The 14,552-nt window shown below is 72.6% G+C and carries 15 protein-coding genes; 4 read left to right on the top strand and 11 right to left on the bottom strand.

Annotated elements, in window-relative coordinates; genetic code table 11:
• Positions 1-101: 101 nt before the first annotated feature.
• From SMD20_RS19530 to SMD20_RS19515, 4 genes are all read right to left on the bottom strand, one after another.
• Positions 102-668 carry a hypothetical protein gene (locus SMD20_RS19530; protein ID WP_329583002.1) on the bottom strand — a complete coding sequence of 189 codons (567 nt, stop codon included), beginning with the start codon at positions 666-668 and terminating at the stop codon, positions 102-104.
• 930 nt (positions 669-1,598) lie between these two features.
• Complete coding sequence (locus SMD20_RS19525) at positions 1,599-1,964, bottom strand: PepSY domain-containing protein (protein ID WP_329582999.1); 366 nt, start codon at positions 1,962-1,964, stop codon at positions 1,599-1,601.
• 35 nt (positions 1,965-1,999) lie between these two features.
• Positions 2,000-3,238, bottom strand: coding sequence for a sensor histidine kinase (locus SMD20_RS19520; RefSeq protein WP_329582996.1), 1,239 nt, complete (start codon positions 3,236-3,238; stop codon positions 2,000-2,002).
• Complete coding sequence (locus tag SMD20_RS19515) at positions 3,235-3,912, bottom strand: response regulator transcription factor (RefSeq protein ID WP_091083871.1); 678 nt, start codon at positions 3,910-3,912, stop codon at positions 3,235-3,237. The genes SMD20_RS19520 and SMD20_RS19515 overlap by 4 nt, the downstream gene beginning before the upstream one ends.
• Positions 3,913-4,004: 92 nt before the next feature.
• Here SMD20_RS19515 and SMD20_RS19510 point away from each other — a divergent pair, with 92 nt between their 5' ends.
• Both SMD20_RS19510 and SMD20_RS19505 read left to right on the top strand, forming a co-directional pair.
• Entirely contained in the window at positions 4,005-4,424 is a 420-nt protein-coding gene (locus SMD20_RS19510; RefSeq protein WP_329582993.1) for a hypothetical protein, read from the top strand.
• A gap of 68 nt (positions 4,425-4,492) precedes the next feature.
• Positions 4,493-4,732 carry a DUF6289 family protein gene (locus tag SMD20_RS19505; protein WP_329582990.1) on the top strand — a complete coding sequence of 80 codons (240 nt, stop codon included), beginning with the start codon at positions 4,493-4,495 and terminating at the stop codon, positions 4,730-4,732.
• A gap of 34 nt (positions 4,733-4,766) precedes the next feature.
• Here the strand turns inward: SMD20_RS19505 and SMD20_RS19500 are convergent, their stop codons facing one another.
• Genes SMD20_RS19500 through aceB form a run of 7 tightly spaced genes read right to left on the bottom strand, consistent with a single transcriptional unit; the run spans position 4,767 to position 11,870 of the window.
• Positions 4,767-4,979, bottom strand: a complete 213-nt coding sequence (locus tag SMD20_RS19500; RefSeq protein ID WP_329582988.1) for a DUF2277 domain-containing protein — start codon at positions 4,977-4,979, stop codon at positions 4,767-4,769.
• A gap of 3 nt (positions 4,980-4,982) precedes the next feature.
• Positions 4,983-5,726 carry an IclR family transcriptional regulator gene (locus tag SMD20_RS19495; protein ID WP_329582985.1) on the bottom strand — a complete coding sequence of 248 codons (744 nt, stop codon included), beginning with the start codon at positions 5,724-5,726 and terminating at the stop codon, positions 4,983-4,985.
• A 14-nt stretch (positions 5,727-5,740) separates the two neighbouring features.
• Complete coding sequence (locus SMD20_RS19490) at positions 5,741-6,484, bottom strand: IclR family transcriptional regulator (protein ID WP_329582982.1); 744 nt, start codon at positions 6,482-6,484, stop codon at positions 5,741-5,743.
• Positions 6,481-7,683, bottom strand: coding sequence for a (Fe-S)-binding protein (locus tag SMD20_RS19485; protein ID WP_329582979.1), 1,203 nt, complete (start codon positions 7,681-7,683; stop codon positions 6,481-6,483). Before SMD20_RS19485 ends, SMD20_RS19490 begins: the two co-directional genes overlap by 4 nt.
• Positions 7,684-7,685: 2 nt before the next feature.
• Positions 7,686-8,837 (bottom strand): FAD-binding oxidoreductase, encoded by a 1,152-nt coding sequence (locus SMD20_RS19480; RefSeq protein WP_329582977.1) that lies wholly within the window; start codon positions 8,835-8,837, stop codon positions 7,686-7,688.
• Between the two features lie 8 nt (positions 8,838-8,845).
• On the bottom strand, positions 8,846-10,282 hold the full coding sequence (locus tag SMD20_RS19475; RefSeq protein ID WP_329582974.1) for an FAD-linked oxidase C-terminal domain-containing protein: 1,437 nt from the start codon (positions 10,280-10,282) through the stop codon (positions 8,846-8,848).
• 10 nt (positions 10,283-10,292) lie between these two features.
• On the bottom strand, positions 10,293-11,870 hold the full coding sequence (gene aceB / locus SMD20_RS19470) for a malate synthase A (protein ID WP_329582972.1): 1,578 nt from the start codon (positions 11,868-11,870) through the stop codon (positions 10,293-10,295).
• A 156-nt stretch (positions 11,871-12,026) separates the two neighbouring features.
• Between aceB and SMD20_RS19465 the strand changes: the two genes are divergently transcribed.
• Together SMD20_RS19465 and hflX are read left to right on the top strand one after the other, a co-directional pair.
• Positions 12,027-12,719, top strand: coding sequence for a DUF4097 family beta strand repeat-containing protein (locus tag SMD20_RS19465; RefSeq protein ID WP_329582969.1), 693 nt, complete (start codon positions 12,027-12,029; stop codon positions 12,717-12,719).
• Positions 12,720-12,803: 84 nt separating this feature from the next.
• Positions 12,804-14,231, top strand: coding sequence for a GTPase HflX (hflX, locus tag SMD20_RS19460; protein WP_329582966.1), 1,428 nt, complete (start codon positions 12,804-12,806; stop codon positions 14,229-14,231).
• Positions 14,232-14,552: the final 321 nt, after the last annotated feature.

Below are 14,552 nucleotides of genomic sequence, written 5' to 3'. Positions count from 1 at the left end.
CCTGACCCTAGGCGCGAGGTGGCCTGTCTCGAAGGTCCAATGATGGCCATAACCTCCGGACCACTTCGCCTCTGCCGCCTCCCGGCGTCAGCGGAGGCGGCTCAGCAGCCGCTGGTGGCGCACTGGCCGGAGACCAGGCCCCCGGGCCCGTCCGCCGGGTTGTCGGCCTCCGAGGACTGCGGGGCCTTGGTGGGCGAGGTGGTGGACTTCTTGCCGTCGCCGGTCTGCTTCGTGCCGGCGCCGGCGGAGGAGTCGCGGCTCGTGGTGGTGCCGGTCGAACCGGAGTCGGTGGCGGCGTCGCCCATGCTGCCGTCGTCGGGCAGGCCGTCGTCGGGGGCGTCGGTGCGGGCGTCGCCCATGGTGGCGTCGTCGGCGGCGTCGTCCTGAAGGTCGTCCTTGAGGTCGTCCTGGGCGCTGTCGTCGCCGCCGGTGCCCTGCGACGGGCCGGGCCGGCCGGCCTCCTGCTGGGTGGCGGGGGTGGAGTCGCCGGAGGCCACCACGTAGCCCGCGCCGCCCGCCGCGATCAGCGCGACGAGCACTCCGGCCGCGATGGCGGCGGTCTTCTTGGTCTTCTTCTGGCGGGCGGCGCCGCGGCCGCGATTCGCCGGGCGTGAGTCGCCCGGCCCGGACAGGATCTCGGGGCGATCCGGTGAGGTCGGATCTTGCATGAGGGTGCAGCTCCTCGCGGTCGTATCGGGGAAAGCTCGCCGGCTTCCGCGGGTGATGGACCACACTAGCCGCATCGGCGGAATGCTCGCACACCAATCACAAAGGAATCACGACTTGTCCCCCCTTAGATCCATTTCTGCTGGTAGTCGGGGTCGCCTTGGGTCGGCCGTCGGAGCGGCCGGAGTTCTCGCCACCGCGGTTGTCGGCATATTCCTGGCATTCAGCGGCGCACCTGGTCCGGCCCCCCGAATCACGCCGGAAAACCAGGGGGAAACGCCGATTTCCACAAGATCGAATTCATCGGACAGCACTCCGCGCGTCACTCGTATGACATTGATCGCATCTCCAGCGGATGATGATGGAACGCTCCAAAACGCGGTGGAAACGCCGGATCCGGTTCCCTGGGTGCGGGTCGTGCCCTCGCCAGGAGCGCCATCGGATGCCCTGTTCTTCCCGGACCTCCCGCCCGTGCGGTCAGTCCCGGGCGCGCGGCCTTCGCCGGGAGCGCTGCCCGCCCCTTCCGCGCGCCGGCCGGCGGAACCCAGGCCGCCGACGGAGCCGAGGCCGCCGGCGGAACCCAGGCCGCCGTTGGAGCCGCGCTCGCTGACCGAGCCCCGCCCACGTGGCGCCGAGCCTGCCCGGCCGCCGGGCCCCGAGCCCGCCGCCCCGCCGCCGGGCCCCCGCCGTACGGGCTCTCCCACCCCGCTGCCTCCCCCGGAGACCCCGCGCGAGGAGCCGCCCCAGCCGCGCCCCGCGCACCCCGGGAGCCCGATCGACCCCTGCGCGACCTTCCACGACTTCCGTCGCGACCCCTGCTACGCCTACCTGAACCGCCTCACGCGCTGACCACTCCGGAAACGGGCCCGCCCGCCGCCCCATGAGCGGGGCGGCGGGCGGGACGTTCCATAAGGGGATCTCAGCCGGGCAGGTCAGTCGTCGTCGCGGTCGCCGCCTTTGTCGTCACCGCGGTCGTGGCCGCTGTCGTCACGGCCGTCGTCGTCCTTGTCGGCCGCCTTGGGGGCGTGCGCGGTCACCTTGCCGCTGGTGGCGTCCACGTCGACCTCGTACACCTGGGCGCCCTTGACGAGCTCGACCTCCCACTTGCCCGAGTCGTCGTGGTCCACCTCGCTCACCCAGGCGCCCTGGACCTGCTGGTGGGCCAGCTCGATGGCCTTCTCGGCGGTGATCTTGGGGGCGGTGGGCGCGGCGGTCGCGGCGTAGGCGGCGGCTCCGCCACCCGCGAGCAGCGTGACGACCCCGGCACCGATGACGATGAACTTCTTCGTGTTTCGCATGACCCAAGGACATCGCGAACGCCGATAACCGCGCGCTAAGCGGCTCCTAAAACCACCTCAACGCGCGCGCCGCCCCCCGACGGCGAGGAGACGGCCAGCCGGCCGCCGGACGACTCGGCCGTACGCCGGACGATGTCCAGCCCCAGCCCGGTCGAGCCGCCGCCGCTGATGCCGCGCTCCAGCAGCGCGGCGTCGAACCCCGGCCCGGCGTCCTCCACGATCAGCAGCGCGCCGTCCGGGTGCCCGGCCAGCCGTACCGACAGCGCCACGCCCTCGGGCGTGTGCGCGAAGACGTTGCCCAGCAGCGCGTCCACGCACGCCGCCAGCTCCTGGGCCCGTACGGCGACGCTCAGCGGCTCGCCGGGCAACGTCACCTCGACCTCCCGCCCCTGGTCCTCGGCCAGCACCGACCAGAACCGCACCCGTTCGCGCACCACCGCGCCCGCCTCGCACGACTCCCGGTCGGCTGTGCGGTTGCGCGCCTCGGTGATGAGCGCGCTCACCGCCCGTTCCAGCGCGTCCACCCTGGCCTGCAGCCGCGCCGCCTCCTCGGGGTCGCGCAGCGACTCGACGTCGAGCCGCAGGCCGGTCAGCGGCGTACGCAGCCGGTGCGACAGGTCCGCGACCGACTCCCGCTCGGCGACCAACAGCTCGTCGATCCGCCCGGCCAGGTGGTTGAGCGCCAGCGCCACCGAGCGCACCTCGGGCGGACCGCCCGGCTCGGCCCGCGCGGCGAGGTCGCCGCCGGCCAGCCGGTGCGAGACGCGGGCGAGACCGTCCACCGGCCGCGTCACGGCCTGCGCCAGCCGGTCGGCCAGCACGATCCCGAGCACCACCAGCCCCAGCCCCAGCGCGAGCAGCGCCGCCCAAGCCTCGCGCACGCCCCGCATGAGCTCGGCCTCCGGCACGAACACCCTGATCACCGCCGTGCCCTCGGGCGACTGGGCGGAGACCAGCACCTCCCTGCCGCCGTCGGTCTCGGCGGTCACGCTACGGCCGGTGGCGGCCAGCCGCACCGCGGCCGAGCGCTCGGCCCGCTCGCCGAGGGTCGTGCCGTCCGGCAGGAACACCGTCACCGGGCGCGCCACCTGCTCCACCGCGAGCGGCAGGTCCGGCGTGCCGACGGCGACCGCCACGGACCCGGCCGCGGTGAGCGCCCGGTCCATGGCGCCGTTCTCGGCCACGGACCTGATGAGCACCGCCATCGGCACCAGCAGCGCGATCAGCACCAGCGACGTGGTGGCCGCCACCAGCAGCGCCAGCCAGCGCCTCATGCCGGCTCGACCAGCTTGACGCCGACCCCGCGCACGGTGTGCAGGTAGCGGGGCTCGGCCGCGGTCTCGCCGAGCTTCCTGCGCAGCCAGGACAGGTGGACGTCCACGGTCTTGTCGGCGCCCCCGTACGGGAGCTGCCACACCTCGGTCAGCAGCTCCCGCTTGGTCACGACCTCGCCGGGCCGCGCCGCCAGGTAGTGCAGCACGTCGAACTCGCGCGGCGTCAGGTCGAGCTGCGTGCCGTCGAGCGTCGCGGTACGCGCCCGCGGATCCACCCGCAGCGCCCCGACCGCCAGCGGCTCGGGCGCCGACCCGCCCGCCCGCCGCAGCACCGCCCGCACCCGGGCGTCGAGCTGCGCCGCGCTGTACGGCTTGACCACGTAGTCGTCGGCCCCCGCGTCCAGCACGGGCACCATCTCGGCGTCCCCGTCGCGCGCGGTCGCCACGATGACCGGCACCCGGCTGACCGCCCGGAGCATCCGCAGCAGCTCCACCCCGTCCAGGTCGGGCAGCCCCAGGTCGAGCACGATGAGGTCGGGCCGGTCCTGCACGGCCAGTTTGAGCCCGTCGAGTGCGGTCGGCGAGGAGGACACCGCGTGCCCCAGCTCCCGCAGTCCCCGGCTGAGCGCGGTGCGGATCGCCACGTCGTCCTCGATGAGCAGAATGTCGGCCATAGCACGAACGTAGCCGCTCACTGACCCTGTCTTGGGACGCCTTAGCCTCCCTTTAACCCGCTCTTAGCCCGACGTGGGGGAAGCTGGCGGGGATGAAGAGATACCTGCTGGCCTGGGCCGCCACCGCCGTCGTCGCGACCGGGACCTCCCTGGCCGTGCTCGGGCTGGTCGGCACCGGGGTCACCGGCGCCTCCGGGCACGTCCTGTCCGAGGAGGACGCCGCCGCCGCGCTCGCCACCGCCACCGTACGCGCCGCCGCCACGCAGGCCGCCGCGCCCGGACGCACCCAGCAGGGCAGGCTCATCCGCAGCGCGGGCGGCACGGTCATCGCCTCCTGCGACGGCGACCTGGTGACGCTGCGCTCGTGGAGCCCGGCCCAGGACTACTCGGTCGACGGCGTCGAGCCGGGGCCGGCCGCCGAGGCGAAGGTCGAGTTCGAGCCGCGCGAGGGCGAGGAGATCGAGCTGAAGATCGTCTGTTCGGCGGGCCGGCCGGTGCTGCGCCACGGCTGAATCTTCCCAACCGGCCGCCGCGGAGCGATCATCGGAGCAACCCCCCTCAACGACGGAAGGGACCGCCGATGATCCGCCGCGTCCTCACGCCCCTGCTCGCCACCCTGCTCGCCACCGCCGCCGTCACGGCCGCCACCGCGACCCCGGCCCAGGCCCGCGCCTGCCAGATCGACCACCACTGCGTGACCACGTTCTACTCCGACGGCACGTACACGACCGTCGTCGGGCAGCTCTTCGAGGACTGCGCCGGCAACCGCTCCATGTGGGGCACCCGCGGCATCCCGGTCTTCGTCGAGACGCCCTGCTGACATCCGTCCGGGAGTCGTTGGCCGGCCCGGCCGGTCAATGGCTCCCGCGCACCTGAAGCGCGCCGAGCAGCTCCTCGGACGCCCTGGCGACGGCCTCGACCGCCCGCTCGAACGCCTCGGCGTTGTGCGCGGCCGGCGCGCGGAATCCGGAGATCTTCCTGACGTACTGCAGCGCGGCGGCGCGCACGTCGTCCTCGCTGACGCTCTCGACGTACGGAGGACGGAGGGTCTTGATGCTCCTGCACATGACTCAACCGTAATAGCCGATGCGCTCGCTTATCTCCTGAGCGCCCCGGGCCAGCAGTTCGCCCACCTCGGGCAGCCGTTCGGGCGTCAGCCGGTAGGACGGCCCGGACGCGCTGACGGCGGCCACCACGGTCCCGTCGCCGCCGCGCACCGGCGCGGCCACGGCGTTGAGCCCGACCTCCAGCTCCTCGACGGTGACGGCCCAGCCGCGCTCCCTGATCTCCGCCAGCCCGAGCGCGTCCGGGGAGGTGATCGTACGCGGGGTGTAGCGCTCCAGCTCGCCGGCGGGCAGCCGCAGCGCGCCGAAGGCGAGCAGCACCTTGCCGCTGGAGGTGGCGTGGGAGGGGGTGCGCTGGCCCACCCAGTTGTGGCCGCTGATCGCGGCCGGGCCGCGCACCTGGCTGATGTTGACCGTGGCGCCGTCCTGCGCGACGGCGACGTTGACGGTCTCGCCGACCGCCGCGGCCAGGCGCAGGCACACGGGCCGGCTCTCGCGGGCCAGGTCGAGCTGGGCACTGGCCGCGCCGGCCAGCCTGATCACCCCGAACCCGAGCCGGTAACGGCCCCGGTCGCCGCTCTGCTCCACCAGCCCGCCCTGCTCCAGCGCCGCGAGCAGCCGGAACGCGGTGGACTTGTGCACGTCGAGCTCCGCCGCGAGGTCGGTCACCCGGGTGGCGCCCTCGCGGGCGAGGATCTCCAGGATCGCGATGGCCCGGTCGACCGACTGGACCGTCGTGCTGTTGCTCATGGCGCAACAGATTACTAGGAGTGCGGGCCGAACTCCCTGCCGAAGTCGAGAGCGATCTTCCCCAGCCCCTCGGCCAGCTCGGTCCGGTCCAGCGCGTCGATCCGCTCGGCCGGCCCCGACACCGACATCGCCGCCACCACCCGCCTGCCGTCGCGTACCGGCACCGCCATGCAGTGCACGCCCAGCTCCTCCTCGCCGAGGTCCATGGCGTAGCCGCGCTCGTGCACCGCCGCCAGCTCGGCGAGCATGGGTTCGATCTCGGTGATGGTGTTGGGGGTGCGGCGGGGCATGCCGGTGCGCTCGAACACCGCGACCGCCTCCTGCGGGGGCCGCCCCGCCAGCAGCACCTTGCCCACCGCCGTGCTGTGCGGCAGCACCCGCCGCCCCACCTCGGCGAACATCCGCAGCCGGCGCGGCGAGGACGCCTGCGCCACGTAGACGATGAAGTCGCCTTCGAGCACGGCCAGGTTCGCCGTCTCGCCGGACAGCTCCACCATCTTCTCCAGGTACGGCTGCGCCCGCACCCCGACCATGCCCTCCGCGACCCCGCCGAGCCGTACCAGCCCGCCCCCGAGCGCGTAGCGCCGGTCGGCCTCCTGGCGTACGTAGCCGCGGGCGAGCAGGGTCTGCAGCAGCCGGTGGATCGTGCCGTACGGCAGCCCCGTGTGCGCCGCGATCTCCGACAGCCCCGCCTCGCCCCCGTGCTCGGCCAGCGCCTCCAGCACGTCGAGCGCCCGCTCCACCGACTGGACGCTCACAGGCTCACCCCGCGCAGGGAGGCGTCGAGGACCTCCGCCGTGTGCGCCACCCGGATGTCGTCGCCCGCCCGCCGCATGGCCGCCGCGATCTGCATCGTGCAGCCCGGGTTGGCCGACACCAGCAGCTCCGCGCCGGTCGAGCCGACCGCCTTCGCCTTGCGGTCGCCGAGCTCGCGGGCGGCCTCGGGGCGGAAGATGTTGTACGTCCCGGCCGAGCCGCAGCAGATCGCCGACTCGGGGATCTCGCGCACCTCCAGCCCGGGGATGCCGGCCAGCAGCTCGCGTGGCTGCGACCGTACGCCCTGGGCGTGGGCCAGGTGGCAGGCGTCGTGGTAGGCGACGGTGAGCGGCAGCGGATGCCGCTCGGCGACCGGCCCCAGCTCGGCCAGGAACTCCGACAGGTCGCGCACCTCGAACCCCGGCTCCTCGCCCAGCAGCTCGCCGTACTCCTTCATCGAGGAGCCGCAGCCCGCCGAGTTGACCACGACCGTGCTCACCCCGGCCCGCTCGAAGGCCCGGACCGTGCGCCGCGCCAGCCGCCTGGCCTGCTCCTCGCGCCCGGCGTGCACGCTGAGCGCGCCGCAGCAGCCCTGCCGGGGCGGGATCACCACGTCGCAGCCCTCCATCGACAGCACCCGCGCCGTGGCCGCGTTGACCTGCGGGAAGAACTCGCGCTGCACGCAGCCGAGCAGCATGCCGACCACGGCGCGGCGCTCGCCCCTGGCCCGCACCACGCGCGGCAGCCGCTCGCGCCGCTCGACGCGGGGCGCGAGCGCGGCCATCGCGCCGAGGCTCGGGTTGGCCCTGCCGACGTAGCCCGCCATGCGGCGGGCGAGCGGCGTCACCGGCCGCGTCAGCCGCAGCCGGCGCGGATAGGGGAAGAGGCTGAACACGATGCCGCGCACCGCCCGCTCCTGGGGGTCGCGCTCGTGCCGCCGCTCCACCTCCACCCGGGTCAGCTCGATCAGCCGGTCGTAGCGCACGCCCGACGGGCAGGCGGTCACGCAGGCCATGCAGCCGAGGCAGGCGTCGAAGTGCCCGGCCATCTCCGGCGTCACCGGCGTGCCCTCGACGTGCTGCTTCATCAGATGGATGCGCCCGCGCGGCGAGTCCATCTCCTCGCCCCACAGCACATACGTCGGGCACGTCGGCAGGCAGAACCCGCAGTGCACGCAGTCGTTGATCAGCTTGGGGTCCATGCTCAGATGCCTCCCACGAACCGGCCGGGAGACATCCTGCGCCCGGGATCGAACCGTTCCTTGACGCGCCGCATCAGCGGCAGCGCGCTCACCTGCCCCCACCGGTCGAGCCCTTCGTGCGGCGCGGCCAGCACGTTCACCCGCCCGCCCGCGGCCTCCACCCGTTCCCGCAGTCTGTCCAGGACCTCCGCCGGCACTCCGGGCGCGGGCGGCACCAGCAGCACCCGCCCGGACAGCACCGACCCGCGCAGCGCCAGGCCGGCCCGCTCGGCCGCCTCCAGCACGACCGCCAGGCCCGTGGCGGGGAACCGCACCTCGACCAGCGTCTCGTCCTGGGAGACCAGCCCCCACCACGGGGGCGGCGCGTCGGAGATCTCGCCGCCGCCCACCAGCTCGCGCAGCGCCGCGGCCCGGCTCTCCGCCGCCGCGCCCTCGGCCAGCACCGCGAGCACCGGGCGCGCGTCCGGCTCCGGCCGGTCCACCTCGGCGGCGCTCGGTTCGGCCTGCGAGGCGGCCAGCGCGGCCGCGATCCCCGGCAGGTCCGCCGCGTCGACCTCGGCGCGCACCCAGCGCCGCGCGGCGGGCAGCGGGTGCAGCCGGAACGTGGCCTCGGCGATGACGCCGAGCGTGCCGTAGGAGCCGGTGAAGAGCTTGCCGAGGTCGTAGCCCGCGACGTTCTTGACGACCTTGCCGCCCGAGCGGGCGATCGTGCCGTCGGCCAGCACCACCGTGACGCCGATGAGCAGGTCGCGCGGGGTGCCGTAGCGGAAGGCGCGCGGGCCGGCGGGCGCGGTGGCCAGTGTGCCGCCCACCGTCGCGCCCTCAGGTGCGTCGATCGCCAGCTCCTGGCCCTCGTCCGCGAGCGCGGCGGCCAGGGCGCCCATCGTCACCCCCGCCTGCGCGCGGACCACCAGGTCGCCCGCCGCGTGCTCCAGGATCGCGTCGAGGCGGCTCAGGTCGAGCCGCACGTCGCAGCGCTCCGGGGGCGCCCCCCAGTGCAGCTTCGTGCCGCCGCCCGCGGGCACCACCGCGAGGTCCTGCTCGGCGCAGGCCCGCAGCACCGCCGCGACCTCCTCGACGCTCTCCGGCAGCGCGACCCACCCGGGGAGCACGCCGCCGACGGCGTCCTCGGGGCCCGCCTGCCTGACCGTCACACCCTCGATCAAAACTGCTCCGCCTTCCCCGACTCGACCAGCGGATGGACGCCCTTGCGCACGCCCGGAACCTCGCCGCACAGGCGCGGCGTGGGGAACACCTTGCCCGGATTGGCCAGGCCCTCCGGGTCGAACGCGCACCGGACGAGCTGCATGGTGTCGAGATCGGTCGCGCTGAACATGCGCGGCATGTAGCGCGCCTTGTCCACGCCGACGCCGTGCTCCCCGGTGATCGAGCCGCCGTGCTCGACGCACAGGTCGAGGATCGCGCCCGACACCACCTCGGCCCGTTCGCCCGCGCCCGGCTCGGCGTCGTCGAACAGCACCAGCGGGTGCAGGTTGCCGTCGCCCGCGTGGAAGACGTTCGCCACCCTGATGCCGTGCTCGGCCGAGATCCGGTCGATGGCGGCCAGCACTTCGGGCAGCGCCGTGCGCGGCACCACGCCGTCCTGGACGATGTAGGCCGGGCTGATGCGGCCCACCGCCGCGAACGCCGACTTGCGGCCCTTCCAGATCGCCGCCCGCTCGGCCGCGTCCGCCGCCACGCGCAGCTCGAACGCGCCCGCGCAGATCTCCCTGAGCCGCGCGAACTGCCGCTCCACCTCAGCCGCCGGCCCGTCCAGCTCCACGATCAGCACCGCCCCGGCGCCCGCAGGGTAGGAGCAGGCCACGGCGGCCTCGGCCGCCTCGATCGCGAGCGCGTCCATCATCTCGATCGCGGCCGGCACGATGCCCGCCCCGATGATCTCCGAGACCGCCTGGCCGCCCTGTTCGATGCTCTCGTACGCGGCCAGCACCGTGGTGACGGCCTCCGGCGCCCGGGTCAGCCTTACAGTGATCTTGGTGGCGATGCCGAGCGTGCCCTCGGAGCCGATGAACGCGCCCAGCAGGTCGTAGCCGGGGTCCATCCGGTCCAGTGTGACCAGGTCGCCGTCAGGGGTGACGATCTCGCACGCCTCCACGTGGTTGACGGTGAAGCCGTACTTGAGGCAGTGGGCCCCGCCCGAGTTCTCCGCCACGTTGCCGCCGATCGAGCAGACCTGCTGGCTGGAGGGGTCGGGCGCGTAGTAGTAGCCCTGCTCGCGTACGGCCTCGGTGATGGCGAGGTTCGTCACGCCCGGCTCCACCACGGCCCGCCTGTTGGGCAGGTCGATCTCCAGGATCGCGCGCATCTTCGAGGTCACGATGAGCACGCCGTCCTCGCGGGGGAGCGCGCCGCCGGACAGGCCGGTGCCCGCGCCCCTCGCCACGAACGGCACGCCGAAGTCGTTGCAGAGGCGTACCACCCGGGCGACCTGCTCGGCCGTGGCCGGCAGCACGACCACGCCGGGGGTCGCCCGGTGGTAGGTGAGGCCGTCGCACTCGTAGGTGCGCAGGCGCACCGGATCGGTGATCACCGAATCCCGGGGCAGCACCGAGAGCAACGCCGCCGTCAGTGTCTCCATCACGTCTTTTCTACGGCATCCGGACATAGGCAGGGAGGGTCAGGAACTCGGCGAAGTCGTCGTCGAGCGCCACTTCCTTGAACAACGCCGTGGCCTGGCCGAACAGCTTCTCGTCGTACCCCGGCTCCTTGGCCGCCTGCTCCAGCTCCTCCGCGATGATCCGCTCGACCAGCTCCTTCGTCACCCGCTCGCCCGTGTCGGCCAGCGTGATGTCGTTGTGGATCCACTGCCAGATCTGCGAGCGCGAGATCTCGGCCGTGGCGGCGTCCTCCATGAGGTTGTGGATGGCCACCGCGCCCGAGCCGCCCATCCACGCGGCCAGGTAGCGCAGCGCGACGTCCACGTTGTTGCGCAGCCCGGTCTCGGTGATGTCGCCCGGCGTCTCGGAGACCGACAGCAGGTCGGCGGCCGAGACGGCGACGTCCTCGCGCAGCCGGTCGAGCTGGTTGGGCCGCTCGCCGAGCACCCCGTCGAAGACCTCCCCGCAGATCGGCACCAGGTCCGGGTGCGCGACCCACGAGCCGTCGAACCCGTCGCCCGACTCGCGCGTCTTGTCCGCCCGCACCTTCTCCAGCGCCACCGCGTTGACCTCGGGGTCGCGGCGCGAAGGGATGAACGCCGCCATCCCGCCGATCGCGTGCGCGCCCCGCTTGTGGCAGCTGCGCACCAGCAGCTCCGTGTACGCGCGCATGAACGGCGCCGTCATCGTCACCGCGTTCCGCTCCGGCAGCAGGAACTCCCGCCCGCGGGTGCGGAACTTCTTGATCACGCTGAACAGGTAGTCCCAGCGGCCCGCGTTGAGCCCCGCCGAGTGCTCGCGCAGCTCGTAGAGGATCTCCTCCATCTCGAACGCGGCCGGGTAGGTCTCGATGAGCACGGTGGCCCTGATGGTGCCGTGCGGGATGCCGAGCAGCTCCTGCGCGCGGGTGAAGACGTCGTTCCAGAGTCGCGCCTCCAGGTGCGACTCCATCTTCGGCAGGTAGAAGTACGGGCCCTTGCCCTTGTCGAGCTGCCGCTGCGCGCAGTGGAAGAAGTAGAGGCCGAAGTCGAACAGCGAGGCCGACACCGGCCGCCCGTCGACCTTCGCGTGCTTCTCGTCCAGGTGCCAGCCGCGCGGCCGGACCACGATCGTGGCCAGCTCGTCGTCCGGGCGCAGCGCGTAGGACTTGCCGCCGGTCTCGAAGTCGATCGCGCGGTCGAGCGCGTCGCGCAGGTTGAGCTGGCCGGCCACGCAGTTCTCCCAGAGCGGGGAGTTGGCGTCCTCGAAGTCGGCCAGCCACACCTTCGCGCCGGAGTTGAGCGCGTTGATGGTCATCTTCTTGTCGACGGGGCCGGTGATCTCGACGCGCCGGTCCTCCAGGCCGGGCGCCGGGGGGGCGACCTGCCAGTCGCCCTCCCTGATCTCCTTCGTCTCGGGCAGGAAGTCGAGGGTGCCGCCCGCCGACAGCTCCGCCTGCCGCGCCTGCCGGGCCTCCAGCAGCTCCAGCCGCCTGGAGTCGAACTCCCGGTGGAGCGCCGCCACGAAGTCGAGCGCCTGCGGGGTGAGGATCTCGTCGAACCGGTCGAGCCTCGGGCCGGTGATCTCCATACGGACCTCTTTTCCGCTCTGTGGAAATTAGATTCTGGATTGTGGAAGTGACGCTACTCCGCCCGGCCTTCCGGGTCAAAGACCGGGGGTGCCCCGGGGCGTCTTAGGGGACATCCCCGATGGGCGTGGGCGACTCGCCGGGGGGAAGATCGATCCATGAGAACGATCGCGATCGCGGGTGGCCTGCTGGCCGGTGCCGCGCTGCTGACGGGCTGCGGGCTGGACTCCATCGCCGGTCCCACCAACAAGGACACCAAGTCCTACGAGGTGACCGACCGGGTCACAGAGCTGCGGCTCGACGGCGCCTCGGGCGATGCCGTGATCACCGAGACCGGCGGCACGGCCGTCCGCGTCACCGAGACCCTGACCTGGCGCGGCGACTCCAAGCCCACGCCCGAGCACCGGATCGAGGGCGGCGTGCTGGCCCTCTCCTACACCTGCCCGTCGAACCTCGGCAGCTGCGGCGTCGACTACAGGATCGAGGTCCCCAAGGGGCTCGCCGTCGACCTCGACAGCGGCTCGGGCGACATCACGCTGCGCGCACTCAGCGGGGACGTACGGGTGAACGTCGGCTCCGGCGACGTGGACGCCGCCGACCTGGCCGGCAAGAACGTCGTGGCCGACTCCGGCTCCGGCAACGTCGAGCTCAAGTACACCACCGCCCCCACCAATGCCCGGCTCAAGGCCGGTTCGGGGGACGTCTCCCTGTTCGTCCCCGACGGCGCCTACGACGTGACGACAGACGTGGGCTCGGGCGACGTGACGGTCTCGGTGAAGAACGACCGCTCCTCCCCGAACAAGATCTCCGTCAGGACCGGGTCGGGCAACATCAGCGTGTCAGCGCGATAACCAGGTGCTTACGCGGGGGATGTCGTGCCACCATCGGGGAAGACATCGAGGTGTCCAGACGTTTCCCTCATAGAGATGACACGAATGCACAAAAACACCGCACTCGACGAGTTCGAGACCACAGGCTTCGACACCGGGGAATTCGACCTTGAGGAGCGTCAGGCGCTGCGGCGCGTGGCGGGCCTCTCCACCGAGCTCCAGGACGTCTCCGAGGTCGAGTACCGGCAGCTGCGGCTTGAACGGGTCGTTCTCGTCGGCGTCTGGACCTCAGGCACGGCCGAGGACGCCGACAACTCCCTGCTGGAGCTCAAGCTCCTCGCGGAGACGGCCGGCTCCCAGGTGCTCGACGGCCTCATCCAGCGGCGCCAGAAGCCCGACCCCGCGACCTACATCGGCTCGGGCAAGGCCCTTGAGCTGCGCGACATCGTGGAGTCGACCGGCGCCGACACCGTGATCTGCGACGGTGAGCTGACCCCAGGCCAGCTCCGCCAGCTTGAGGACACCGTCAAGGTCAAGGTGATCGACCGCACGGCGCTGATCCTCGACATCTTCGCCCAGCACGCCAAGAGCCGCGAGGGCAAGGCCCAGGTCGAGCTGGCGCAGCTCCAATACCTGCTGCCGCGGCTGCGCGGCTGGGGTGGCAACCTGTCCCGCCAGGTCGGCGGACGGGCGGCCGGCGGCGTCGGCATCGGCGGCCGTGGCCCCGGTGAGACCAAGATCGAGCTGGACCGCCGCCGCATCCGCGAGCGGATGGCCAAGCTCCGCCGGCAGATCGGCGGCATGTCCACCGCGCGCGACACCAAGCGCCAAGCGCGCCAGCAGCGCGAGGTCCCGGCCGTGGCCATCGCCGGCTACACCAACGCCGGCAAGTCCTCGCTGCTCAACCGCGTTACCGGCGCGGGCGTGCTGGTGGAGGACGCGCTGTTCGCCACCCTCGACCCGACCGTGCGCCGCGCTCGCACGCCCGAAGGCAGGCTGTTCACGATCGCCGACACCGTCGGCTTCGTCCGCCACCTGCCGCACCAGCTCGTCGAGGCGTTCCGCTCCACGCTGGAGGAGGTCGCCGACGCCGACCTGATCCTGCACGTGGTCGACGGCTCGCACCCCGACCCTGAAGGACAGCTCGCCGCCGTGCGCGAGGTGCTGGCCGACCTCGACGGTGTCGCCGGCATCCCCGAGATCGTCGTGGTCAACAAGGCCGACGCGGCCGACCAGGAGGTCATCGACCGCATCACGCGGCGCGAGCGGCACAGCATCGTGGTCTCGGCGCGCACCGGCAAGGGCATCCCCGAGCTCATGGAGCTCATCGAGCGGGAGCTGCCGCGGCTCGACCACGAGGTGCATCTGCTGGTGCCGTACGAGCGGGGCGACCTGGTCTCGCGGGCCCACAAGGAGGGCGAGGTGCTCTCCGTGGCCCACGTCGAGGACGGCACGGTCCTGCACGCCCGCGTGCTGCCCAGCCTGTTCCAGGAGCTGGAGCGGGTCGGCAAGCCGGTGGAGCGCGTTTCGTAGAAGCACTTTCACGATTCACCCGGGTCGCCCCGCCGTACTGCGGTACGGTGGGGCGGTCCGATTGTCGGGCACGTCACGGCATGGCTGGGGAGGTCTTGCCGCAAAGCGTGCAGACTTGCCCAAAAGCGGCAGTGGTCCCTGAAGCCCTGGTATTGCTACGATTGGCCAGACCTGACGTAGGTCTGGCTGTCTGGCTGAGGTTCGGCTTCCGGGTTTCTGATGATGACTGATGGTGTCCAAGTCGTCAGCGGGGACCGCGTGAACGAGGTGGGGCTGGGTGACGGTGGGGATGACTGGTCTTTCTTCCGAATAAGCCTGTAC

Source organism: Nonomuraea sp. LP-02, from assembly GCF_036289125.1.
Taxonomy (GTDB): Bacteria; Actinomycetota; Actinomycetes; order Streptosporangiales; family Streptosporangiaceae; genus Nonomuraea; species Nonomuraea bangladeshensis.
Note: the sequence above shows the minus strand (reverse complement) of the source record. Positions and strands in the feature narration are given on the sequence as shown.